This is a genomic window from Terribacillus sp. FSL K6-0262 (assembly GCF_037977385.1).
Taxonomy (GTDB): Bacteria; Bacillota; Bacilli; order Bacillales; family Amphibacillaceae; genus Terribacillus.
Window position 1 is genome coordinate 294,986 of the sequence record NZ_CP150277.1, and the last position, 23,278, is coordinate 318,263.

General features: G+C 47.8%; 26 protein-coding genes. 4 read left to right on the plus strand and 22 right to left on the minus strand.

Going from position 1 to position 23,278, the window contains the following annotated elements:
* The 9 genes from MHI54_RS01450 to MHI54_RS01490 form a co-directional block, all read right to left on the minus strand.
* Positions 1 to 1,449, minus strand: a complete 1,449-nt coding sequence (locus MHI54_RS01450; protein WP_233134811.1) for a UDP-N-acetylmuramoyl-L-alanyl-D-glutamate--2,6-diaminopimelate ligase — start codon at positions 1,447 to 1,449, stop codon at positions 1 to 3.
* A 147-nt stretch (positions 1,450 to 1,596) separates the two neighbouring features.
* A complete protein-coding gene (locus MHI54_RS01455; RefSeq protein WP_095214613.1) occupies positions 1,597 to 3,531 on the minus strand; it encodes a stage V sporulation protein D in 1,935 nt (644 codons plus the stop codon).
* A gap of 79 nt (positions 3,532 to 3,610) precedes the next feature.
* Entirely contained in the window at positions 3,611 to 5,746 is a 2,136-nt protein-coding gene (locus tag MHI54_RS01460; protein ID WP_095214612.1) for a penicillin-binding transpeptidase domain-containing protein, read from the minus strand.
* Positions 5,747 to 5,762: 16 nt separating this feature from the next.
* Positions 5,763 to 6,143, minus strand: coding sequence for a cell division protein FtsL (gene ftsL, locus MHI54_RS01465; protein ID WP_340082163.1), 381 nt, complete (start codon positions 6,141 to 6,143; stop codon positions 5,763 to 5,765).
* Between the two features lie 18 nt (positions 6,144 to 6,161).
* Positions 6,162 to 7,121, minus strand: coding sequence for a 16S rRNA (cytosine(1402)-N(4))-methyltransferase RsmH (gene rsmH / locus MHI54_RS01470; protein ID WP_095214610.1), 960 nt, complete (start codon positions 7,119 to 7,121; stop codon positions 6,162 to 6,164).
* Between the two features lie 24 nt (positions 7,122 to 7,145).
* On the minus strand, positions 7,146 to 7,577 hold the full coding sequence (gene mraZ, locus MHI54_RS01475) for a division/cell wall cluster transcriptional repressor MraZ (RefSeq protein ID WP_095214609.1): 432 nt from the start codon (positions 7,575 to 7,577) through the stop codon (positions 7,146 to 7,148).
* 166 nt (positions 7,578 to 7,743) lie between these two features.
* A complete protein-coding gene (bshC, locus tag MHI54_RS01480; protein ID WP_095214608.1) occupies positions 7,744 to 9,369 on the minus strand; it encodes a bacillithiol biosynthesis cysteine-adding enzyme BshC in 1,626 nt (541 codons plus the stop codon).
* A gap of 38 nt (positions 9,370 to 9,407) precedes the next feature.
* Positions 9,408 to 9,791, minus strand: coding sequence for a DUF3397 domain-containing protein (locus tag MHI54_RS01485; RefSeq protein ID WP_095214607.1), 384 nt, complete (start codon positions 9,789 to 9,791; stop codon positions 9,408 to 9,410).
* Between the two features lie 3 nt (positions 9,792 to 9,794).
* A complete protein-coding gene (locus MHI54_RS01490) occupies positions 9,795 to 10,670 on the minus strand; it encodes a 2-dehydropantoate 2-reductase (RefSeq protein WP_095214606.1) in 876 nt (291 codons plus the stop codon).
* Positions 10,671 to 10,830: 160 nt separating this feature from the next.
* On the opposite strand from MHI54_RS01490, the gene MHI54_RS01495 reads away from it, so the two are divergent.
* Positions 10,831 to 11,280 carry a GNAT family N-acetyltransferase gene (locus MHI54_RS01495; RefSeq protein ID WP_158221466.1) on the plus strand — a complete coding sequence of 150 codons (450 nt, stop codon included), beginning with the start codon at positions 10,831 to 10,833 and terminating at the stop codon, positions 11,278 to 11,280.
* A gap of 21 nt (positions 11,281 to 11,301) precedes the next feature.
* Here the strand turns inward: MHI54_RS01495 and MHI54_RS01500 are convergent, their stop codons facing one another.
* From MHI54_RS01500 to MHI54_RS01510, 3 genes are all read right to left on the minus strand, one after another.
* Positions 11,302 to 11,778, minus strand: a complete 477-nt coding sequence (locus MHI54_RS01500) for an RsfA family transcriptional regulator (protein WP_095214604.1) — start codon at positions 11,776 to 11,778, stop codon at positions 11,302 to 11,304.
* Between the two features lie 125 nt (positions 11,779 to 11,903).
* Positions 11,904 to 12,077, minus strand: a complete 174-nt coding sequence (gene rpmF, locus MHI54_RS01505; protein ID WP_095214603.1) for a 50S ribosomal protein L32 — start codon at positions 12,075 to 12,077, stop codon at positions 11,904 to 11,906.
* Between the two features lie 31 nt (positions 12,078 to 12,108).
* Positions 12,109 to 12,624: a YceD family protein gene (locus tag MHI54_RS01510; RefSeq protein ID WP_340082164.1), complete on the minus strand. Its 516-nt coding sequence runs from the start codon at positions 12,622 to 12,624 to the stop codon at positions 12,109 to 12,111.
* 329 nt (positions 12,625 to 12,953) lie between these two features.
* On the opposite strand from MHI54_RS01510, the gene MHI54_RS01515 reads away from it, so the two are divergent.
* Entirely contained in the window at positions 12,954 to 14,141 is a 1,188-nt protein-coding gene (locus MHI54_RS01515; RefSeq protein ID WP_340082165.1) for a nucleotidyltransferase, read from the plus strand.
* 37 nt (positions 14,142 to 14,178) lie between these two features.
* Here the strand turns inward: MHI54_RS01515 and MHI54_RS01520 are convergent, their stop codons facing one another.
* Complete coding sequence (locus tag MHI54_RS01520) at positions 14,179 to 15,201, minus strand: SepM family pheromone-processing serine protease (protein ID WP_340082166.1); 1,023 nt, start codon at positions 15,199 to 15,201, stop codon at positions 14,179 to 14,181.
* A gap of 160 nt (positions 15,202 to 15,361) precedes the next feature.
* Here MHI54_RS01520 and ylbJ point away from each other — a divergent pair, with 160 nt between their 5' ends.
* A complete protein-coding gene (gene ylbJ, locus MHI54_RS01525; protein WP_095214811.1) occupies positions 15,362 to 16,564 on the plus strand; it encodes a sporulation integral membrane protein YlbJ in 1,203 nt (400 codons plus the stop codon).
* Here ylbJ and coaD read toward each other — a convergent pair.
* From coaD to cyoE, 9 genes are all read right to left on the minus strand, one after another.
* A complete protein-coding gene (coaD, locus tag MHI54_RS01530) occupies positions 16,561 to 17,034 on the minus strand; it encodes a pantetheine-phosphate adenylyltransferase (protein WP_095214599.1) in 474 nt (157 codons plus the stop codon). The genes ylbJ and coaD overlap by 4 nt on opposite strands.
* The gene (rsmD, locus tag MHI54_RS01535) at positions 17,031 to 17,618 is read right to left on the minus strand and encodes a 16S rRNA (guanine(966)-N(2))-methyltransferase RsmD (protein WP_255374697.1); all 588 of its coding nucleotides are present in this window, start codon (positions 17,616 to 17,618) and stop codon (positions 17,031 to 17,033) included. The genes coaD and rsmD overlap by 4 nt, the downstream gene beginning before the upstream one ends.
* A gap of 195 nt (positions 17,619 to 17,813) precedes the next feature.
* Positions 17,814 to 18,089, minus strand: coding sequence for a DUF2129 domain-containing protein (locus MHI54_RS01540; RefSeq protein WP_093726711.1), 276 nt, complete (start codon positions 18,087 to 18,089; stop codon positions 17,814 to 17,816).
* A 103-nt stretch (positions 18,090 to 18,192) separates the two neighbouring features.
* The gene (locus MHI54_RS01545; protein WP_095214597.1) at positions 18,193 to 18,630 is read right to left on the minus strand and encodes a YlbF family regulator; all 438 of its coding nucleotides are present in this window, start codon (positions 18,628 to 18,630) and stop codon (positions 18,193 to 18,195) included.
* Positions 18,631 to 18,680: 50 nt separating this feature from the next.
* Positions 18,681 to 18,914, minus strand: coding sequence for a YlbE-like family protein (locus tag MHI54_RS01550; protein ID WP_340082167.1), 234 nt, complete (start codon positions 18,912 to 18,914; stop codon positions 18,681 to 18,683).
* A 14-nt stretch (positions 18,915 to 18,928) separates the two neighbouring features.
* Positions 18,929 to 19,327, minus strand: a complete 399-nt coding sequence (gene ylbD / locus MHI54_RS01555) for a spore coat protein YlbD (protein ID WP_158221465.1) — start codon at positions 19,325 to 19,327, stop codon at positions 18,929 to 18,931.
* 100 nt (positions 19,328 to 19,427) lie between these two features.
* Positions 19,428 to 20,453 (minus strand): CAP domain-containing protein, encoded by a 1,026-nt coding sequence (locus MHI54_RS01560; RefSeq protein WP_340082168.1) that lies wholly within the window; start codon positions 20,451 to 20,453, stop codon positions 19,428 to 19,430.
* A 170-nt stretch (positions 20,454 to 20,623) separates the two neighbouring features.
* A complete protein-coding gene (locus MHI54_RS01565; protein WP_340082169.1) occupies positions 20,624 to 21,055 on the minus strand; it encodes a GNAT family N-acetyltransferase in 432 nt (143 codons plus the stop codon).
* Between the two features lie 112 nt (positions 21,056 to 21,167).
* Positions 21,168 to 22,094: a heme o synthase gene (gene cyoE / locus MHI54_RS01570; RefSeq protein WP_340082907.1), complete on the minus strand. Its 927-nt coding sequence runs from the start codon at positions 22,092 to 22,094 to the stop codon at positions 21,168 to 21,170.
* A 272-nt stretch (positions 22,095 to 22,366) separates the two neighbouring features.
* Here cyoE and MHI54_RS01575 point away from each other — a divergent pair, with 272 nt between their 5' ends.
* Positions 22,367 to 23,272: a heme A synthase gene (locus tag MHI54_RS01575; RefSeq protein WP_095214591.1), complete on the plus strand. Its 906-nt coding sequence runs from the start codon at positions 22,367 to 22,369 to the stop codon at positions 23,270 to 23,272.
* The last annotated feature ends 6 nt before the right edge of the window (positions 23,273 to 23,278 follow it).

Sequence of the window (23,278 nt, forward strand, 5' to 3'; positions counted from 1 at the left end):
TCATTCTCCTAATCCCGCTCTTTTGATAGCTTCCGCTGCGACAAGACGATCATCGAAATCAAGCACCTGATCGCCGACGATTTGATACGTTTCATGTCCTTTTCCTGCAATCAGCACGATATCATCCGCTTGTGCAAGCCCGACGGCACGTTGGATTGCTTCTTCGCGATCCGGGACAACGACGTATTTGTCGGATTCCAAACCTCGGATCATATCCTCAAGGATCGCTTGTGGATCCTCCGTGCGTGGGTTATCGGCAGTGAAAATGGCTGTATCCGAATATTGGACGGCTTTTCCTGCCATAAGCGGGCGCTTCGTCTTGTCACGGTCGCCGCCGCAGCCTACCACTGTTATTATCTTGCCCTTCACAAAGGATTTTATCGTCGTCAGGACATTCTCCAAGGAATCCGGTGTATGTGCATAGTCGACAATCACACCAAATGACTGTCCAGCCATGACAGGTTCGAATCTCCCCGCCACTCCGGTCGTCTCTTGCAATGCCTTGCAGATTGTGTCAAAAGGTACGCCGCTGCATATAGCTGCACCCACGGCAGCAAGCATGTTGTAGACATTGAACTTGCCCATCAGCTTACTGGTGATTTTTGCTTCGCCCTTTGGCGTCTGCAGCAGGAAGCTAGTGCCATTGGATGCAAGCTGGATATCCTTGGCCATGATATCTGCCGGTTTATCAATTCCATAAGTGCAGACCGGCTGAGCAGTCGATTTTATCAAAGCCTCTGCATAATGATCATCCGTATTGATGACTGCGTATTTCGGATGCCCCGGATCGAAGGTATTGCCCAGCTGGGAGAATAGGAGACTTTTCGCATGGAAATAATCCTCGAAGCTAGCGTGATAATCCAGATGATCCTGAGATAGATTCGTGAATACCGCCACATCGATATCGGTACCATGCACCCGCCCCCTGTCCAATGCGTGGGAGGAAACCTCGATGACAGCCGTATCGACTCCTTCATCGACCATCTTCCGGAATCCTTTCTGGAGGAAGACAGCGTCCGGTGTCGTATTTTTCACCGGATATGCCTCGTCCTTGATCTTCATCTGGATCGTCCCGATGACACCTGTTGCTTCTTGATTGGCACGGAATATGCTTTCCAGCAAATAGGTCATGCTCGTCTTGCCATTCGTACCAGTGATACCGATGACACGCATTTCCTTCGATGGATGATTGTAGAAAGCATTCGCTATTGGAGCCAGAGCACGCAGAGTGTCCTTCACAAGTATGACTGGAATGGATACATCAAGCGGGCGCTCGGCAAGTATTGCAGCCGCTCCTTGATCCTGCGCCTGTTTGGCAAATGTATGTCCGTCGACTACGGCACCATCTATACAAATGAATAGATTGCCAGATTTGACTTCCCGGGAATCGATCGTCACACCAGTGATGTCAATTCGTTCATGGTCCGCCTGCTGTTCGTAGAAAGGCAGTGCGGATAATAAAACTGCAAGTTTCAATATTGCCACGTCCTTCATTTTTCCTTACAAAATGCAAAGTATAGTTTTTTAATCGATTGAAGCCTAAAAACCTTTCCCCATTATACCAGAATTTATGTCTGCAGTAATGGTTCATCTGATTTATTCAGGCGGGTTTTCCGATAAATAAAGACGGACAGTGGAGCCTGATTCCAGCTTTGTCCCAGCTTTTGGTTCCTGATCGACGATATATTCGCCGCTTCCGCTCAATTCCAGATTAAGCGTCGTATAGTATTCTGTCAGCTCGCGCTTACTCATCCCAATGAAGTCCGGTGCTTCTGCCGGAGGTTCTTCAGGCCAGCTGTATGATTTCTCCAAGCCGTCCGTCTGCGGCTCCACTCCCATGGAGCGAAGACTGTCCTCCAGGATCGTACCCACGATCGGCGCAGCCACTTTACCACCGAATTGAATGGTGTTCTTCGGATTATCGATTGCGACATAGACGACTATTTCCGGATTATCGGCCGGAGCGAATCCGATAAAGGAAAGAATATAGTTATTCTCCATGTAGGTGCCGTTCGCTCCCACTTTTTGCGCTGTTCCCGTCTTCCCGCCAATCCGGAACCCTTCACGGTAAGCACCGCGCCCAGTCCCTTTCGCTACCACGTTTTCAAGTGCATAACGCACCTGTTCCGAGGTATCCTCGGAAACAACCCGCCGTTTCATCACGGACTCGGTGGCTGTCTCCGTCTTACCCGTGACCGGATCCTTCCAAGACTTGGCGATATGCGGCTGATAAAGGTATCCCCCATTGATGGCTGCCGATACACCCATCACCTGCTGGATCGGCGTCACGGATACTCCTTGTCCGAAAGCAGTGGTGGCTGTCTCTACCGGTCCTATCTGTTCGGGATCGAATAGGATGCCTTTGCCTTCCCCCTGCAGGTCGATACCGGTTTTCTCACCGAACCCAAAGTCCTTGATATAAGAGAACAGACGCTCCGTGCCAAGCTTCTGCCCCATGGATACAAATCCCGGGTTGCAGGAATTCTGCACGACCTCCAAATAGGTTTGATCACCGTGGCCGCCGCGCTTCCAGCAATGCAGTGTAGCACCGTCCACCTTGATGGCGCCGCTGTCATGAAAGTGATCATTCTCCAAATCGATCACCTTCTCCTCCAACGCCGCTGCGAGTGTGATGATTTTGAATGTACTACCAGGCTCATAGGAACTCCAGATCGGCAGATTCCTGTTATATGTGTCAGGGTCGGCTTCCTTATAATTCTCCGGGTCGAATGAAGGTCTGGACGACATAGCGAGCACCTCTCCTGTATCAGGATCCACCGCCAAGGCAATCGCACCATCCGGATTATATTTCGCTTCTGCATTATTCAGTTCCCGCTCCACTATGGTCTGGATGTCGGAATCGATTGTCAGCTGAAGGTCCTTGCCATCGGTCGGGGGCTGATAGACATCGGCCATATCCTCCAGTCGACGCCCTTTTGCATCCGAAAAGAACGACAGACTGCCGGCTTCCCCGCTCAGCTCCTCATCATAGTTAGCCTCCAGTCCCATCAGCCCCTGATTATCGATACCGCTGAAGCCAAGGACATGGGACAAATAATCCCCATTGGGGTAGTGCCGTTTTGAGTCTTTGGCAATATAAACGCCTTCCATGTCGAGGGCTTGAATCGCTTTTGCCTGTTCTTCTGAAATTTTCCTCCCTTCCGGATGAATCCTTTCAATCGAGGCCTTCTTCGTCACATGCTGCAAAGCCTTGTCCTTTTCCATCCCAAGAATCTCCGCAAGCTTCTCGGCCGTTTCATCCGGATCCTTGATTTGACGCGGCACGACCATGACGGTCGGCGCAGAAACATTTTCTGCCAGCACTTCCCCATTCCGATCGAGTATTTTTCCTCTTTCAGGTTCGAAGGTGATATTACGGCTCCAGGAATCCTCAGCCTTGTCCACTAGGTCCTTGCCAAGGACGAACTGAACATATGCTAATCGGATCCCGATGACAAGGAACACGATGAAAGCCAAAATAAAAACAGTGACCAACCGCTTGCGCATCGTAACATTGGATACTCTCTTCAAACAAATCTCTCCCTCGTATACAAAGGTAGGCTTGTATCCATGTTATGTACGTTTGCAAGCGGATAGACCACTGTTAGTTTTACGTCGAGAATTCGACAGCCAGATAATCGTTCTTATTCAGCTTCGTTCCCTTTTTGATACTTTGGGTTTTTGCATAACCGGTGTGGATCGTCTCCACATCCAGCTCCAACAGCTCGCCCAATTCCAGTACTTCACGCATCGACCAGCCTTTGATATCCGGCATTGTCGGTTCATCCGTGACGATGATGGCTCGTTCGCCTTCGATAACCTCATCGCCGCTTGAGACATTCGTTTTGGCAACTTTGTCTCCTTCACCGACGACAACCACTTCCATGCCAGTGTCCTCCAATGCTTTCTTCGTTGCCCGAGTGGACATACCAGCAATATCCGGGACGCGTTTTTCTGTCACTTCTTCCTGATTATCCGTTTTATCCGGGCTGATATCCATATAGTGCAGCGCATTTTCCATCACATTCTTGAATATGAAGGAAACAGGTTCACTGCCGGTTTCCGTATCGCTCAATTCAGGCTGCAGCACGGAAACATACATGATCAATTCCGGATCATCGGCAGGCGCCATGCCAAGGAAGGAGAATAAATAATTATTCTTACCCTTCATATACCCGCCGCCTTCTGGATTGGGGATTTGTGCGGTACCGGTTTTTCCGGCCACACTATAATCATCCAGTTTGTACGGTTTACCAGTACCATGCTCGGAGGTCACGACCGATTCAAGGATTTTCAATGTCTCGTCTGCCGTTTCTTTCGAAATTGGTTCCGCTTGAACCTTCGTCTTTTTCTGCTTGACTACTTTTTTTGTGTCCGGATTGACGATCTTATCGATGATATGCGGTGTCACCATCTTCCCGTCATTCGCAATGGCACTTGCGGCAGTGATCATTTGGATCGGAGTTGCCGTCGTCCCCTGCCCATATGCTGTGCTGATTCTTTCAGCTTCGTAATTATACAGGATCGTACCCGGTATCTCACCTGGCAAATCAATGCCCGACTTTTGATCAAAATGGAATCTTTTCAGGTATTCAAGGAACTTATCTTCTCCGATTTTATTCGCCACCAGATTAGCGACCGCAACGTTGGACGAACGCTGAATCCCTTCCAGATAGCTGATCGTACCCCAGGATTTATTATAATCCCCGATCGTCGTATCCTTATCGACCTTATATGTTCCGGATTTATATGTTTCATCCGGATTCCATTTCCCTTCTTCGATTGCAGAAGCGACCGTGAACATTTTCATGGTCGATCCTGGCTCCATCGGATTGGAAATGGCGTCATTATACCAGTTCTCCACATTTTCCGGATTATTTGGATCATAGCTTGGGCGGTTGCTCATCGCTACGATCTCACCGGTTTTTGGGTTCATGACGATAGCACTGATTTTCTTGGGATTCCACTTATCATCTACCTGAGTGAGTGTATCCTCCAGTAAAGTCTGGATTTTCTGATCGATGGTCAGATAGACATTATCTCCATCTTGGGCTGCCTTCACTTCTTCATCCGGGTTCAGCAGCTTGAATCCATAACCATCCCGTTCATAGGATATATTTCCGTTTTTGCCCGAAAGCTGATCATTCAGCTGCTGCTCAATTCCTGTCATCCCTGTGATGACTCCATCTTTTCGCTGGGCAAGGCCGATGACCTGGGAGGCAAACGTCCCGTTTGGATAAAAGCGCTCAGCTTCTTCCGTAAACTGGATGCCTGGTAAATCCAAAGCTTCGATCTCTTTTTTTTGATCTTGGGAAAGTCCGCTTCCTGCAGAACCGAATTCCACTTGCCATAGACCTTTATCGATACCCTTTTGCAGACGTTCCTTTAAATCTTCGGGATCAGCATCGATGATTTTCGCTAGTTCCTCTGCTGTCTTGTCAACATCTGTCACATGGATCGGATGCTCTTTATCCGCGGAATACTTTTCACTGACAATCGCATAAATAGAATAAGTTGGCTGATCATACGCCAACTCCATTCCATTGCGATCCAGTATTTTCCCTCTCGTCGCCTCCAGCGTATACGAGTCGGTCCGTTTATTTTCCGCAAATTCTTTTAAATTGACTCCGGCAACTTCCCCGGAGGCTTGTATGAACAAGAAACGTCCAGCTATGACAAGAAAGAGCACGGCAAAGAAGGATAACAGAATCATCGCCATTCTTTGTGACGTCTTGTTTCTTTTCATATTAACAGTACCTTTCTCATTCCGAGACTTTATTGGCCTCTTTTACTTTTGCACTTTGCACTTTAAGACCTGCATCACGTGCGATATCGATGATGCGTTCAGGCTTGCTCAGTTCCTTTACTTCATAAGTCAGATCTTTGTTGGCAACCTGTTGATGGCTGATTTCGGTATCCAGTGCTTCCAAGTCGCGGTTCAGATTATATGTGGAAGCCGCGAAGGTTACGAAATAAGCTGCTGCAGCCAAGATGACCAAGCTGAAGAATGTATAAAGAATCTTCTCCCCTGGCGTAATCCATGTTTTCTTGTGGACCTTTACTTTTACCTGCCGTTTTGGCTGCTGCTGCGGTCTTTGCGCCGGACTGCCTTGCTGCCAGCTTCTTGCTCGTTCTGCGCTCAAGCTTATTCCTCCCCTTTTTTAGAATTCGAATTTGGAACTCCATGGTTTTATCTTCTCGGCTACACGGAGTTTGGCGGAACGGGATCTTCTGTTATCTTCCAGTTCCTCGACACTAGCAACTATCGGCTTTCTCGTGATAAGAGCAAATGGCGCCTTACTGTCTTCCGGTAAAATCGGGATATTCCGCGGTACCGGCAGGGGCGTGCTCCAAGTCTTGAACGCCTGCTTGCACATCCTGTCTTCCAGTGAGTGGAAGGTGATCACAGACACCCTTCCCCCAACTGCGACCAGCTCCGCTGTTTGCTGCAGCGCTTCCCGGAATGCTTGCAATTCATCATTCACTGCAATCCGGATCGCCTGAAAAATCCTTTTGGCGGGATGACCGCCTTTCCTTCTTGCTGGTGCAGGAATTGCTTCCTTGATCACTTCGACCAGCTCGAATGTCGTTTCAATCGGTTTCGTTTCTCGTCTATTCTCTATTTTTCTTGCAACCTGCTTGGAAAAATTCTCTTCGCCATATTGGAAGAATATCCGCACAAGCTGTTCGTAAGACCACGTATTGACCACCTCGTAGGCAGACAGCGCCTGATTCTGATTCATGCGCATATCAAGCGGCGCATCGTGCTGATAGCTGAATCCTCTTTCTGCCTGATCAAGCTGCGGGGAGGACACGCCGAGGTCGAATACAACCCCATCCACTTCCGTGACGCCCCTTGCCTCCAACTCGCTTTTTAGGTGACGGAAATTCGCCTGGATATATTCGATTCGATTGCCATACTCCGCCAATCTGGCCGATGTGGCCTCGATGGCTTGCTTGTCCTGGTCAAAAGCATACAGTTTTCCTTTTTCGGATAACTGCTTCAAGATCACTTCGGCGTGACCGCCTCCACCCAAGGTGCAATCCACATATGTACCTTCCGGCTTCACAGCGAGCCCTTCAACCGTCTCCCTGTTCAGCACACTATAATGTTCAAACAAGCTTTTACATCCTTTCGGCTGCCATCAAATATCGAAATCAAGCATATTTTCAGCGATTTCAGCAAAAGATTCCTCAGATTCATCAAAATAGGAATTCCATTCGCTCTCCGCCCAGAATTCGATCCGGCCGGACACGCCAATGATGGCGACGTCCTTCTCCAGCTTCGCGTATTTCCTAAGCGGTGCAGGGATATTGATTCTTCCCTGCTTATCAAGCTCGCATTCGACTGCTCCTGAAAAGAAGAAACGAGTGAATGCACGGGCATCCTTCTTGGTCAATGGCAGCTTTTTCAATTTTTCTTCCAGGAGTCTCCATTCCTCCATAGGGTATCCAAACAAGCATTGGTCCAATCCTCTTGTCAGTACGAACTTCTCGCCCAAGTCTTCTCGGAACTTGGCAGGCACGATAATACGTCCCTTCGTATCGACCGTATGCTGGAATTCCCCCATAAACATAGACTCCGCCCCCACTTTCCACTTTCATAGTACCACATCCCCCCACATTTCACCACCTCAATATTCACACTTTTTATTAGCATTTTCTCCCTTACCCAGCGTTATTTCGGACGTTTCTGCACAAAAAAACGTGCCTGGTCGTCGACCAGGCACGCATTCTGTTCCATTATAACTTTACGATATAGTGAGAGGTTGTGAAATCATAGTTTTTTTGCGATAATTCGCGCCAAATCCCCACTCCATGACTATTCCAGAACGAAAATACATTCCATGTCCGCTCTTGAAGCCCATTTTGCGGGTGGAGAGCGCATTGTATATGATCAAAATGGGATAATGCCACCCTATGCTGTTCTTTGATCCTGGATTCCATTCGCTTAACGAGAAAATCGATGTCCTCTTCCAGATGACGAAGATTCTTTTCCGCCAAGCTGCCAAGATCGTCGGCAATGGATGCAGCACTATGCCGCAGCGGTGCATGCAATTCAGCCATCGCCTGCTTCACTTGTTCGGATATGACTGCAATCGGCGGCTGCTGCTGTGCAGCAAGATAGTGGATTTTTTCAGCTTCGACACCTGCAGTGATGGCTTTTTCAAGACTTAATCGATAACGTCCGAGCAGCTTCTCCACCTTGCTGTCAAGCAGCGTGAAAGAAAGGCGCGGCATGACGGGCGGCATTTTGAAACCAACTGCCTCAAATCCCGGCTTCAAATTCGCCCAATATTGGATTTCCCCGGGACCGGCGATGAAAGCAAGTACCGGCAGCAAGTAATCCTGCATGAGCGGACGGGTGACGACATTATTACTGAGTCTTTCCGGGGAGGATTCTGCTATATGCAGCAGCTCTTCCTCGGTGAAGATTGCTTCATCACTTTTGCCTCGCCACTTGCCTTCGGCGTCACGGACGAGCAGCGTCCTTTCTCCTTCGATATAACAGAACAGGTTGCCATCTTCCATTTCTGCACCCAGGACGTCTGTATAACCCATTTGCTGAAGCCTCTGGGATGCACCATAGACACCATGGCTTATTTCGCGCTGCTTTTCGATCAGCTCACGGAAGAATGGGCGCTCTATATTGCGCAGTTCCGGATCACCCGAATCAAGCAGGACGAGTCCGCTATCTTTATATAGATAATGGATGAGCTTGGCGAAGAAATCGACGAATGTTTCAGACTGATGAAGGATATCACCGATGATCCGGTGCATATCCTTCGTATGAGCCGTTTCCGGCAAAGAAGCGATCACTTCCTCCAAGAAAGCATGCGTCAATCCATTGTCCAGCTTTATATCGGAAGCAGCTATTTTTCCCGTCAGGTGCTGTTTCCACTTTAGTTTCTTCATATCATTTCGGATCGGGAGGAATATGTGATTGATTTCCTCCACATCATGATCCTCACCCGCTATCCAGAAAACCGGTATGACAGGCGCGCCAAGTTTTTCACTTTGCTCCGATGCAAGCGCGATAATCGAAGTGATCTTATGCAATGTCAATAAAGGGCCTGTGAAAAGTCCAGCCTGCTGGCCGCCGACGACAGCGACAGCTTGGGGATCTGCCAATCTGTCGATATTTTGGAATGTTGCTTGATCGGCTCCCCACTCCTTATTTCGTCTATGGAGCAGTTCCGCCAATTCCTCCCTCGGATATTTTCTAGCTTCGAGCTCTTTCAGCCTGGACTCATAGCTATCCTGATGAAATGGGGTGAAATCGAAACTTTCCATTATCGAAGGAAGCTCTGCCCGATAATCAGCCACCAATTTGTTTGGACTTCCCAGTCCCATTGGTTGTATTACCATAATAAGTACTCCTTTTTATTTACATGTGAATATATGTATTATTGTCTGATGAAAGTGATGATGACACCTGCCACTAACAGCAGGATGTACAGCGGACCGAACAAAAGGAAGCAGATGCGCAAGAATACCCGCCACACATGCTTGAATACGATTTCGCCTCGGTATTTATGATGCATCAGCACGATCACGATGAACAATACCGCAAGGAATCCAATCATATATCCGATTACTGTATGCTGTAAAATTATTTGCAACATAATCATAACAGAAAAGATATAGAATACGGCAGTAGTTTGCACGCTATGAAGAAAAGCATTCCGCCTCTTCCGGATGATCCGTCCTGCAATCATATAATATATCCAGGTTGCAAGCGGCGGGACAGTGATTGCCGCCGCCAGGAGGTAAGCAATTAAGTGGGTCATAGATTAGTCCTCTCCTGCCGTTTTCGTAAGTCCATGTATACTATGATAAACAAAGTCCGTATAAGGGACATCATGTTTTGCATGTTTGCGGATATAGCCGGATATGGCTTCGATCTCGGTAAATGCGCCAGCTTGTATATCCTTATACATCGAGGAACGATTGGCTTTTGTAGCCTGTATGATCCGCCGCACATTTTCCCATTGCTCTTTCCTATCGAAACCGAGTGTTTCAGCGGCTTCCTTGCATAACATCCGCGCAATATGCTCAAATGGCTGCCGCTCCAACAGTTCACCATTTTCAATCCGATAAATGGCAGTCAGCGGATTGATCACGGCATTCGCAATCAGTTTTGTCCCCAGCATCTTATACCAATCACGCTCATATATAAAAGGGAAATCAGCTTCATGGAGCCGTCCTGCCAACTCAAAAGCGTGCCCGCCTGACAAATCAGCCAGCCGGATCACAGCTTCTCCTGTATGCTCCACCGTACGGGGATCCATTCTTAAGGCTCCATGTTCGACAGACCCAACGATAATCGGATAATCAACATCCACCTTGCGCAGCATATCTGTATGCCCCATCCCATTTTGGAGGAATACGACTGCCGATCGGGCATGCAGCTTTACCTTATCCCAAATCTCCGTCAAATCATATTGCTTCACACAGATAATCCATGCATCCGCTTCTGTTGATTCCTGTAAATCCTCAAAAGCTGATGCCGTAACTGCTATCACTTCTTCCCCGATACGCAGGCCTTCAGCTGCAATCCTCTTGGACTGGTGCCGTGTCCTTGTCAGAAGACGCACATCATGAAATCTGCCGAGTTTAGCGGCGAGAAGCAACCCGATCGCCCCTCCGCCGATCACATTGATTTTCATCCCCGTTCCCCCATTCGTCCTTTACCTAATTGTTTATTTTAGCAAAAGAACCGACATAATGGATACAAGAAATATAACGCTTGAATTTGTAAACGTTTTCATATATATTGGAAATATGGAGCACAGAGCAAAATTTTTTAATACGGAGAGGGGATTCTGTATGACATTTGCTAAAGTGGAAAAACTGCCGGTGAACTATAAAACTGCCGAGGATTTTGAACGCTTTGCGGCACAGGGGAATGCAGAGCTTTCCATGCTGGATGAATTCCGGCTGAGTCTGATCGAATGTGAAGATGACACGTTATTTTATGGTATCTACATGGACAATGAGCTAGCGGCCAGAATGGCTCTGACCTTCGTGGATGAACAGCGCGACAACACCTTTTATCCTCCAAAGGGCTACGTGGAAATAACCAAACTGGAGGTGCTTCCAGCTTATCAAGGCAATAAGCTTGGTTCCTCCCTGGTTGAATTCGTCCAGTCCTTCGCCAAGCCAGTCCGCACGAAAGCAAGGATCAACTCGGAAGCCTTTTGGACGAAACTTGATTTTAAGGATAGCCAAAAACAAGAAAATGGCTTGTCCGTCATGACATGGCAGCCGACAAAATGAAAAAGCCCGATCGGGCTTTTTTTATTTTGTCTCGGCTTCGTCAATCACCCAGCGGCAAAGCTTTTCCATTTCGATGCATGCATCCTGATATCGTTTGAGTTGATCCTTCAGCTTGGCATTCTCTGCTTGGAGCGTCCGCAGCTCTTCTTGCGGTTCCTTTTTCGGCACTTGAATGTTCTGCTTGACCTTCTCAAGCAAATCGATCGCTGCTTCCAAACTGATGGATTCCTTTTCCTCTTTCACCTGCGCAGCTTCTTTATTGGATGCAGGGAGCTGCTGTTTGCGCTGCTGCTTGGCAATTTCGATATCTGCTTGATAATACTGACGGAGCGAGGCATTCCAGCGAAAACCGCAGGCTGCTGCTGTTCGGTTCAGCTTCACTGCGACATCCCGGAAGGCATCGAGCTGGGTCTTACCTTCCTGGATATAGTCCAATACTGTATTTGCCAGCAGTACATCCTCTTTATCCGACCATGCATCTTGTCTAGTACTCTTCAAAATGCTTCCCCCCTCTTCCATTCTGCTATCAATGTATGCAAGAGGGGAAAATACTAGACTAGAAAAAGGACGATAGAATATAAAAAAACATCTGCCGGCAATATTGCCGGCAGATGTCGTCTTTCTTACGCCTCAACCACTGCTTTTCCATCGTAATGTCCGCAAGATCTGCAAACGTGGTGTGGTTTTGTAAGTTCTCCACAGTTAGAGCATTCTACCATTCCAGGTACATGCAATTTTTTGTGTGTACGGCGTTGGTTTTTGACTTTTTTAGAAGTTCTTCTTTTAGGTACTGCCACGGTCCTACACCTCCTTCAATCGTTACAATGCTTATTCGTCGTCCTTCTTCAAGAGAGCCTGCAGCTTCTCAAGTCTCGGATCGATCTTGTCCTGCTGGGCTTCCTCACTGGCAAGCTGCCAGCCTTCTCCCTCTGTCACGGCATCATCATATACCTGCTGATCATCGGAAAATACACGAAAAGGAACATCCAAGAGGATATTTTCCTCTATATACGGTTTCAAGTCAAGCAGTTCTCCCTCAACAGGATGAATCTCCGACTCGTCATCCGCACTTGCATAAGGAGACAGCGTAAACAATTCAGTCGCGTCGATATGAAATTCGTACGGCACATCCACCAAAGTACGCGCACATGGCAAAATCATCTTGCCATCGATTGCGAACTTGACAGTAATGTCGTTTCCATATGATGTAGCCTGACCGCTGACCTTCACCGGATCAATTCGACGAATGTCATTCTTGCCCTGGATGTCTGACACATCCACTTGCTCTGTAAATTCGAAAGGTTCAAGACCTTTGGCTTTAAGCTTTTGAACCGGAATTTTCACGTTAATTCACCTCATGGCAACAAAAGTAATTGTAAAAAAAAACAGAAGCTTTGTCAATATATTTTCTTTACACCACGGCAATAATTAGCCTATATTCATAGTAACAGAAACGAAAAGTGAAGAAAACCGTTCAGGAGCGAAGAAGGAAGCGAGAAAGCCCGGAAGGAGGCGTCCTTCCTCCTGCAGGGATTTATCACTTCCGGCGCAGCTCCTGGTTTTCGGAACTGGACAACACCCGAAAAGCGAAGAAAACCGTTCAGGAGCGAAGAAGGAAGCGAGAAAGCCCGGAAACTTCACCTGACACAACACACACCGAAAGGAGCCTATTTATGAAGTCATGCGGCCTCATCGTCGAATATAACCCTTTGCATAACGGTCATGTTTATCATATACAGCAGGCGCAGAAATTAACCGGCAGCGACTGTATGATTGCGGTGATGAGCGGGAATTTCACACAGCGTGGTGAACCTGCCATTTTGGATAAGTTCAGCCGGACAAAGACGGCGCTTTCTGCCGGGATCGATTTGGTTATTGAATTGCCTTTCCTATTCGCCGTCCAGCATGCCGACCTGTTTGCCAAAGGAGCTGTTTCCATTCTGCATGCCCTGCAAGCTGACCATTTGGTTTTCGGTTCTGAAGATGGATCGATTGCAGCATTCCATCGGGCATTGTCCGGCCAGCAGGCGAATCAGGCAGCATTTGAGTCGGTTTTGAAACAGAAGCTCGGCAATGGGTTATCCTATCCTGAAGCAAACCGGGCAGCATATGAAGCCGTCGGGATGGATTCCTCCCTTGATCTTGGCAGTCCGAATAATATTTTAGGTTTCGCTTATATGAAGGCCGCCGAGGAGCTGGGCACCCGTTTGCAGGTACATACAATCCGCCGTATCGAAGCAGGCTATCATGATCAGTCCATTTCCGGTCCTATTGCAAGTGCCACCTCTATCCGGACTGCTTGGCTCGACAATGATAAAGAAGCAGTCAAACAAGCAGTACCCGGGAGCACATATGAACTATTATCTGGAGAATATCTTCATGGCTGGGAAGAATATTTCCCGCTTTTACGCTATCTCATCCTCACTCGGCCTGCAGAAATGCTGCGCCAGATCCAGGGAATGGAGGAAGGATTGGAATATCGATTCAAGAAATATATAAATCAGTCGCAGGATTTCAAACATTTTCTGACGCTGATCAAAACAAAACGATACACATGGACGAGGCTGCAGCGCGTATGCGTCCATTTGCTTTCCAATACCCAAAAACAATTCGCCGACGAGCATCTGGAAGGACCTGCATGCCCTTATATCCGTGTACTTGGCATGACTAAAAAGGGACAGGCATTCCTCGCTTCCCGAAAAAAACAGCTTGATGTGCCGCTTTATACACAATTGAAGGATGGCGTGCATCCAATTTCCGATTTGGAGCTGCAAGCAGCAGATGCGTATTACAGTATCTTGCCACCTGAAATTGCAGCTGCATCCCGAAGGCAGGAAATTTCCCCGCCCATCTTCGTATAATAAAAAAGGATGCATCGCTGTGATGCATCCTTTTTGTTTATTTGGCCGGCATTTGTTCTAAGTAGTCTTTCGCATCTTCAAATGTATCGACCGGTATGATTTTCATATCTGTACCGATGTCTTCTGCAGTTTGTTTGGCCACTTCAAAGTTGGAATCTTCAGCCCCTTGCTCATTCGGGGCAAAGAAGATATCACAGCCCTCTTTATCCGCTGCTACAACCTTTTTATCGATTCCGCCGATGCGGCCGACATTGCCTTCATAATCCACTTCACCTGTCCCGCAGATCTGATAGCCCTTCGTCAAATCTTCTTCTTCCAGCTGATCATAGATTTCCAAACTGAACATCAGCCCGGCACTCGGTCCGCCGATTTGGCCGCTTGAGAAAGTGACTTTCGGATCCTCTGTCACATCGCGATCGGTGACGAGTGTTATACCGATTCCAGGTATTTGGGTATCAGGAAGCGCTTGGAGCTTCAGCTTCTTCTCCAGCTGTTCATCATCCCGCTCTATTTGCAGGGTAATGGTATCGCCTATTTTTTTGGAAGTGACATAGTCGGTCAGATCAGCTGCTTCTTTCACTTCCTGGCCATCCACGGCTGTAATGAGATCGCCCTGCTTCAGCTGGCCGTCCGCAGGCAGGCCTTTGACTACGGAGACGACGTACACGCCTTTATAATCGATTTGCAAATCCGCACCAGCTGCCTTGTAGGCAACGACTGTGGATGCTTCCTGCGAGCTTTCCATTTGCATCAGCTGTGCTTGTGTATATTCCTCTTCGGAAATCCCCTCCGGTATGACATCTTCCAATTTTTCTATTTGGTGATAAGGAAGTATTTTAGCCATCACATATTGGAATGGTGTCGCCTGTCCGCCACGCACGGTGACTAGATGCATATCGCCTTCGCTCTTGTCGCTGCCCTCTACGGATACGATCGGATCAAGAGCATCTGCTGCACCCGGCTTGTATACATAATACGGCATTCTGTAAACACCGGAGAAACAAAAGACGATAAGCAGCAGCAGAATGACGAACAGGATATAACGTTTGTTCTGTTTCATCTGTTCAGTTCCCCTTCTGTGCCCGCTATCTTCACTTATTCAGAAGAAGAAGCATATTTCCCTTTTGAGCACGCGTATAGTTAAGATAGCCTGTACAAATCGGCTGTATTTAAGTGTACTACTTCGAATTCAAGAAGTACAGTTGTCACAAATCGGAGGGATAGTTGTGCAAAAAATGAAATCGGTTCTGCTGGCTGGTTCTGCATTATTGTTGGCATTCAGTCTTATCATGTATCCTGACCCTTCCCTGCAGGCCAGCATTCGTGGATTGAATATGTGGTGGGAAGTGGTTTTTCCATCCCTCCTGCCTTTTTTCATAACTGCAGAACTGCTGATTGCTTTTGGCATGGTACGTTTCATCGGTGTTTTCTGCGAACCGATCATGCGGCCATTATTCAATGTCCCTGGCGTCGGCAGTTTCGTATTGGCTATGGGCATGGCAAGCGGCTATCCTTCAGGCGCAAAGCTGACAAGCCGCCTCCGTCAGGAAAAACAGCTTACGAAAATCGAAGCTGAGCGACTTGTATCATTTACAAATGCCAGCAACCCCCTTTTCATCGTCGGCGTCATTGCCGTGAGTTTTTTCGGAGATGCAGAGCTGGGCATCCTGCTTGCCATTGCGCATTATGGAGGGAATATCCTGGTGGGGATTTGCATGCGTTTCTATGGCCGTACGGAATCCCGCTCTAGTTATGTACGGGAAAAAGGATTGGTCAACAGAGCTTTCCGGGAGCTGCACGAAACGAGAATGGCGGATAAAAGGCCATTCGGTAAGATCTTTGGGGATGCCGTCGTCAATTCCATCCAAACCTTGCTCATGATCGGCGGATTCATCATTATGTTCTCTGTTTTCAATAAGCTATTATTCATTTTAGGTATCACGGATTTACTGGCCAATGGGCTCCGGATCGTGACGGCTATCTTCGGTGTTCCGGCAGACTTGGTCGTCCCGATGTTTTCCGGCTTATTCGAAATCACGATGGGCGGCCAAATGATTGCCCAAGCAGCGGGATCGAACTTCTTTTTCCCCATTATCGTCGTCAGCTTCATCCTTGCTTTCAACGGCTTTTCAGTACAAGCTCAAGTAGCCAGCATCCTTGCCGAGACAGATATCCGTTTCGCCCCTTATTTCTTTGCACGCCTGCTGCATGGATTCATTGCAGCCGGATTAGCCGCCACCCTATTCGGGCCGCTTTATGGCAACCATCAAGAAACAAGCCTGGCTGCATTCTTACAAGAAAAAACAGCTCCCGATACAATTACGGAGCTGCTTCATGAACTAGCATCTGTCGGACCTGCTTTCACCATCATCATGCTTGCCATGGCTGCATTGATCCTGATGAAACGCCGAATGATGGATTAAAACTTTTGCTTGATGGCTTCCTGTACAGGAGCCGGCACGAGCTTGCTGACATCGGCACCAAAGCTTGCCGCCTCCTTGACGATGCTGGAGCTCAGGAAGCTGTAGGCCGAATCTGCCGTAATGAAGAGCGTCTCCAATCCGGGTTCCAAGTGACGGTTGATTCCGCTGATTTGCATCTCACTTTCAAAATCGCTCACAGCCCGCAATCCGCGGATCAATACCTTAGCATCATGTTTCCTGGCAAAGTCGACAGTCAAACCCTCGGCCCTGGCAACCGATACATTCGGTAAATGTTTAACCGACTGCCTTAAAAGCTCCATTCGCTCCGCTTCATTAAAAAGCGGTTTCTTCTTGCTGTTGACTGCCACGGCAACAATCACTTTCTCGAATATAGCTGCCGCCCGCTGAATGATATCGACATGGCCATTGGTTACCGGATCAAAGGATCCTGGGTACATTGCAATCGTCATTGCTCATCCTCCCGCGCAACTTGATAGATCGTAATTGCAGTTGTATTTCCATAGACATCCCTTTTCACTGCTTGCAATCCAGCGATGAACTCTGGCAGCTCCTTCTTGGCATCGTGTTCACAGACAATGCGGCCATGTGGCTGTAGTATGCCAGCTTCGCTGATTCGCTCGAGCAAGTCCTCGTATGACATCTTTTGATAAGGCGGATCCAAAAAAATCAGGCTGAATCGTTTTTCCCTTTTCGCGACGGCCTTCAGTGCGCGCAGAGCATCGTTCCGATAAACTTCCGCCTGATGTGTCAGCCTTAGTGCAGTCAGATTCTGCTTGATCGTTTCGACGGCTTTGCCTTGCTTATCGACAAAAATACAATGTGTCATTCCCCTGCTCAATGCCTCGATGCCCAGTCCGCCGCTCCCTGCAAACAAATCAAGGCATTCCCCTCCATCAAAAAAAGGACCAAGCACTGAGAACAGGCTTTCCTTCACTTTGTCCGTCGTCGGTCTTGTAAGCTGGTTCGGCACAGCCTTCAATGCCCTTCCTTTATGCTCCCCTGCAATAACTCGCATCACATTACACTCCTTCAAAAAAACGATGTATATTCCTTCCTGAACCGGACCATACTGTACTATTGAAGCGGCTATCACGCTAATAGCTGCTTCATGAACACGGAGAAGACTTACGTTTCCCCATAAGCTCTTCCTCCGGTTTCTCCTCTCCCTTTGCCTGTTGTTTTCACTGGAAACAAAGGCGCCTGCAGGGCATTTCCCTGCAGGCTTTTTTTATATCCCGATCTTATAATCGTATTCTTTCGCTTTATCCTGTTTCGCATTCTCGAAATCGGTACGAACGAATGGACGATAGCTCAGGGCAGTCCTGGAAACGAACGGCAGTCTTTGCAATGCCGCTTCCTTCTCTTCGGCCTCCTCCATATTCACATAAATCATTGCATACTTCTGCTTCTTGGATACGAAAACCAAATGTCCGTGCCGCTTCAGCTGCTTGATATTTTTCATATGCTGGAACCATACGACGATTCCCTGCCGTTTTGTCAACATAAATGATGTTCCTCGCTTTACAGCTTTTTTCTTAGTGTAGCAAAGCCTGGCCCCTCGGAGCAACACAAAAAAACCGGCAAGCTAAAAAGCTTGCCGGATAATGTCAGGAAGCACACCCGCAGGCGCCGCCGCTTCCGCAGCCGCAGCCGGAGTCCTTCCAAGCTGCCCCTGCCCGTGGTGCCTTGACATTCTCGCTCACTGTTACAGCGAGTTTGGCACTAATATCATCAAGCAGTTTTTGCAGATTCCGTTCTGCTATCTTAAAGGCCGCAACGTTGGCATCCATATCCATCTCACGCTTCTTGCTGCGGATTTCCTTCATGATGAAGCTGTAATCAGGGTGGTATCGGCCGAATCGCTGCACTTCTTCATATTGTTCCTTTATTGCTGTGAATGCGTCGATTTTAGCTTTCGTCTCACTATCCTGGTAGAGCTTGGCTTGCGCGGAGCTATATGCTGCCATGACATCTGATTCACGAATCATCTGCCCCAATCGCTCAGATTTCTCCAATAGTTCAACGAATTCCATAGTTGCAAACATAGAACCACCTCCCCTACTATCATACCAAATAATAGGGAAATGAAAAGTGTTTAATCCCGCATCGCCCTCGCCATTTGTATCAGCATATTGACCATGCTCAGCTGCTCCCCGAATTGTCCGATGCGCTGTGGTACCGTTTTGCCGTAGAAATGCTTCGCCTGTTTTTCCAGCTCGGCGAATGCGTCCGGATCACGGGCGAGTGTACGATACCATATCGGATGAAGCCTGACAAAACGGAGCAATTCCTCCCGATGCTGCAGCCTTTGATATATTTCCTGCCGCATCATTCAACCTCCCTTTAGTCCCTGTGGAAAAATGTGGGTGCCTGCTTCTTTGCCGGCAGCTGCTGCTTGACTCCTTGATATTGGGCTATCAATTGCTTGATATTATCCAGTGCACCATTCAGCTGATGGATATGACCCTGCAGTTTCTGCAAATCGAATTGATTTGCCATGCCCATCACCTTATTGAACATCTCTTTGCCTGCTTCCTGTGACTCTGTATCCGCTCTCCCTGTCTGTTCTTCGTTTTCTTTATATGCCTGCCAGCTTGGATCCTCCTCACCCAACAATACCCACTTTTCATAGTAAGGCTGCCATCCTGTCTGATTTTGCCTGACCTCACGGATCAGCTTTGGATGCTGTTGGACGAATTGTCTGAATGCCTGGATCGAAGGATGCAAATTCGTATCTGACATTGCCATTCATCTCCTAACCTGAATATGACCCTCTCTGCCCAATATATGAAAAAACAGGTGCAATGACACAAATGACCGGGATCCTTTAACGGAAACCCGGTCATTGCAAGAGGAAGTTCTGGGTATAGTAATAACGATACACACCCACCCCAAGTTCTTCATATGTTGCATCAAGCATCGTTTTTCGGTGACCCTCGCTGTTCAGCCAGCCGATCATTGCTGCCAGGGCATCTGTATAGCCAGCGGCAATATTCTCCCCCGCACTTTGGAAACGCACTTGACCATCTGCCAGTCTGTCACCCAGCTCCTCGCCATTCGGCGTCACATGTGAGAAATACTGCTGTTTTTGCATATCCTCACTATGACCGAGGGCAACCGCCGCAACTTCGTCATTCCATTTCAATGGCGGGACATCGAAATGTGCACGCAAGACATTGGTTATATCGATGATTTGCTGCTCCATCCCATCCTGCACTTGCTGCCAATCATCGTCGGAAAGCTGCGGCTGCTCAGGCAGCCCGCCTGTATAGGTCACATCGTATGGCCGTTCCAAGATCAGCTGTTCGTCAGTCAGCACACGGACTGCCGTAAGTTCATCATCGAAGGTATCAAAGTAAAATTGGGCGAACAGCCCATCCCCGATTTGGGCAAGCGGCTGGATCTGCTGATCCTTCTCCTTTAGCTTGAATGTGTACCGATTGCTTCCATAACGAAAAGATACCTCTTCCTCAAGAGGATAATCCTCTTCCACTTCCTCACGGCTTGCGCCGATTTCTGTTTTGGCAAGCGATGCTTCGCCGACTGCGAAGGCAGTGATGATACGATCATCCTTTACGCCATACTGGGCATAGGCATCGCCTTTATCATATATATACCAATCATAGCCGTAAGAGGATTTGTCAATTCTATCCGGTTCGCCTTGATCCTCTTTTAATGTTTCCGGTTCCTGGTTGATCCACCGTTCCATATCGCCGTTCGGCTTCTGGGCAGCTTCTGCTTTTTGCGCATTCTCAGTATTTTTCTGTCTTGCATCCTGGGCTGGGCCAAGATAATCATCTTTATTCCAAAAGAACAGAACACCCGCCCCCACTACGAGAAGCAATAACACAATTCGCAAGCTCTTCAAGCATCCTGCCCCCTTTCCATCAGTTGCCCCCTATTATAATATAAATCCCAATCCAGAGATAGCCGACTCCTTCGACAAGCTTCACATACCATCTGCTGGCAGCAGGTGACCGTATGTCCTGAACTGGACCAAACCGTCAATCTCACCAAGCTTCCGGAAGCCGCATCTTGTCAAAACTTGCTGCTTATTGCTTCCTCCGGTTTACAGAAGGCATGGATCGTTTCGATGCCATGCTGCAAAAGCCAATCGCAAATGCCCACGATTGCTTCATCCTCATACCTTTTTCCTGACATCTCCTTGCGAATATGGAAATGCAGCTCCGCTTGCATCGAGTCATATACCGGTTGTTTAACCATGATATGCCCGACCATTTCCTTCTTGTATTTTGTATGCAGGATCCACGGTCCGAATCCGGATTTTATCAGCCCAGTTTCCATTTCCTCTAAATAAAAGGGCAGCTCTGCTTTCAAAGCATTCGTCGGCCAATCGGTCACATGCGATATACCCTGCTCATAGAAGAAGGTGACCGGGTAGCGAACGAGCTGCTTCCCCATTTCCAGTGTCATAGCTTTCAAATTCAAGCGCGGTGTTTCCATATCCATTCCATTTCCCTCTCTCCAAAAAAGCACATTTACCATTCTATTCCCGTAATTTCCATCTCCATAAACACAAAAAAAGACACCTCCTTATAAAGGAAGCATCTTCGCAATAGGATCAGAATATCGCAGGAGTTGTAAATACTACAAGTGCGATAAAGAAAATCATCAAGTAATTCAGGCTGTAGACAAACATCCATGTAGCCCATTTCAAGTCATCTTTCATGAAGAATCCAGCAATGCCGATCGCAAGCCACCCAACATTCAATACGCTGGCAATGGCGACGAACACGGTTCCTAGCGTTGTTAAGTAAAATGGCAGCGGAAGCAAACATGCTGTGTAAACGACAATCTGACGTTTCGTGATTCCGAAGCCATAAACCGATGGCAGCATCGGTATATTCGCAGCCTTGTAATCTTCCGCTTTTCTCATGGCCAAGGCCAAGAAATGCGGTGTCTGCCAGATGAACATGATGGCGAAAACGATCCAAGCCTCTGTGCTCAAGCTTCCATCGATGGCGGCATAACCGATCAGCGGCGGAACCGCGCCGGAAAAGCTTCCGATCGCTGTATTGATTGTGTAGCGGCGCTTGGACCACATCGTATAAAGCACTACATAAGCAAACCAGCCGAACATGCCGATTAGTGCTGCTTGCCATGTTGTAAGGAAAAGGAATCCCACACCGAGGACCGTGAAGCCGATCCCCATCGTAAGTACGACAGAAAGAGGGATGGTACCTGTTACAGTCGGCCGTTTCTTCGTCCTCTGCATGATATGATCAATGTCACGATCATAATAGTTATTGATGACACAACCGCCTGCAATGACCAGCCCGCTGCCGATCATCATGTAAATAAATGCGGGGATATGGTCGACAAATTGCTCATTTGTCATATAAAGTGCGAGCCAGAAACCACCGAAAGCGGTCAATAGATTCGAATTTATAATACCTGTTTTTATAAGTGCTTTAAAGTCTGTCCAAAGACTAGTGGCAGAATCAGCCTGTTCGGCGCCATTCAACACTTGTGAAGAAGTTGATTCGATTTTTTCCACACCAGCACATCCTTTCTGCTTGGTTACACATAATTCTTGTATTCTATCACACTTTTTACATTGTAACACGTCAGACTTCTTCAAATGAAACGGTTTATGACAATTTGCTGAACTAACTCCAGTCTTTACAGCTTATTGCTAAAATAGACGGTCACAGGTCATAAAATTGACAAGAAATTCTTCTATTTTAAAAGCCCTTTCGTGTTACGATAGGCATGATTGTTTTTATCATTGCTTAAAGTCTGTATAAGAGGTGTTCATACATGAAATTATTGAAATTCTTATCGGTGATCGGCAGTGTGGGGATGCTGTTCGTCCTATTGGGCGGCGCCCTGGTCACCAAAACGGGATCCGAAGATGGATGCGGACAGAGCTGGCCATTATGTGAAGGGGCTTTGACCAATATCACACCGGAATTGGTCATTGAATCCGCCCATCGTTTCGTTTCTTCGGCAATGGGCGTCGTCATCATCTTGCTTGCAATCCTCGCATGGCGAAAAATCGGACACATCCGCGAAGTGAAATTCCTGTCCGTAGTGGCTGTATTCTTTCTGATTCTCCAAGCACTGATCGGTGCTGCAGCAGTTGTTTGGCAGCAATCGGACACCGTGCTGGCACTTCATTTCGGCATTTCGCTGATTTCTTTCGCTTCTGTCCTGCTGCTTACCCTTTTGGTTTTCGAAGTGGACAAGAAGTTTGATGCGCGCGCACTTGTGATCAGAAAAGGAATGCGGATCCAATTTTATCTGCATACCATTTTCATTTATCTCGTCGTCTATACCGGAGCCCTTGTACGGCATATGAATGCCAGTCTTGTATGCGGGGACTTCCCGCTCTGTTCCAACTCTGATCCAGGTCTCTTTGGGTTAAGCACGGCACAGATGGTACAGATGCTCCATCGCGGCGCTGCCATGCTGGCGCTTGTCTGGTCCTTCATCATCATGGTGCAAGTGATCCGCCGTTACAAAGAGCATGCAGTGATGTCCAAAGGCTGGATCATCAGCTTCTGTCTCTTGGCAGCACAAGCAATAGCCGGTGTGCTTGTCATTTTCACCGGTATGAATCTATTTGTAGCCCTGCTCCATTCTTTGATCATCAGCGTCTACTTCGGAATAATGACGTATTATATCATGCTGTCCTTCCGCAGCGCGAAATATGAAAAGGAATAAAAAAAT

Excerpts from the sequence above, each read along its gene's own strand:
- MHI54_RS01460 (WP_095214612.1), bottom strand. The coding sequence starts at position 5,746 with ATGAAAAGAAACAAGACGTCACAAAGAATGGCGATGATTCTGTTATCC.
- mraZ (WP_095214609.1), bottom strand. The coding sequence starts at position 7,577 with ATGTTTATGGGGGAATTCCAGCATACGGTCGATACGAAGGGACGTATT.
- bshC (WP_095214608.1), bottom strand. The coding sequence starts at position 9,369 with ATGGTAATACAACCAATGGGACTGGGAAGTCCAAACAAATTGGTGGCT.
- MHI54_RS01485 (WP_095214607.1), bottom strand. The coding sequence starts at position 9,791 with ATGACCCACTTAATTGCTTACCTCCTGGCGGCGGCAATCACTGTCCCG.
- MHI54_RS01490 (WP_095214606.1), bottom strand. The coding sequence starts at position 10,670 with ATGAAAATCAATGTGATCGGCGGAGGGGCGATCGGGTTGCTTCTCGCC.
- MHI54_RS01495 (WP_158221466.1), top strand. The coding sequence starts at position 10,831 with ATGACATTTGCTAAAGTGGAAAAACTGCCGGTGAACTATAAAACTGCC.
- MHI54_RS01515 (WP_340082165.1), top strand. The coding sequence starts at position 12,954 with ATGAAGTCATGCGGCCTCATCGTCGAATATAACCCTTTGCATAACGGT.
- MHI54_RS01520 (WP_340082166.1), bottom strand. The coding sequence starts at position 15,201 with ATGAAACAGAACAAACGTTATATCCTGTTCGTCATTCTGCTGCTGCTT.
- coaD (WP_095214599.1), bottom strand. The coding sequence starts at position 17,034 with ATGACGATTGCAATGTACCCAGGATCCTTTGATCCGGTAACCAATGGC.
- MHI54_RS01540 (WP_093726711.1), bottom strand. The coding sequence starts at position 18,089 with ATGTTGACAAAACGGCAGGGAATCGTCGTATGGTTCCAGCATATGAAA.
- MHI54_RS01545 (WP_095214597.1), bottom strand. The coding sequence starts at position 18,630 with ATGTTTGCAACTATGGAATTCGTTGAACTATTGGAGAAATCTGAGCGA.
- MHI54_RS01550 (WP_340082167.1), bottom strand. The coding sequence starts at position 18,914 with ATGCGGCAGGAAATATATCAAAGGCTGCAGCATCGGGAGGAATTGCTC.
- ylbD (WP_158221465.1), bottom strand. The coding sequence starts at position 19,327 with ATGTCAGATACGAATTTGCATCCTTCGATCCAGGCATTCAGACAATTC.
- MHI54_RS01565 (WP_340082169.1), bottom strand. The coding sequence starts at position 21,055 with ATGGATATGGAAACACCGCGCTTGAATTTGAAAGCTATGACACTGGAA.
- MHI54_RS01575 (WP_095214591.1), top strand. The coding sequence starts at position 22,367 with ATGAAATTATTGAAATTCTTATCGGTGATCGGCAGTGTGGGGATGCTG.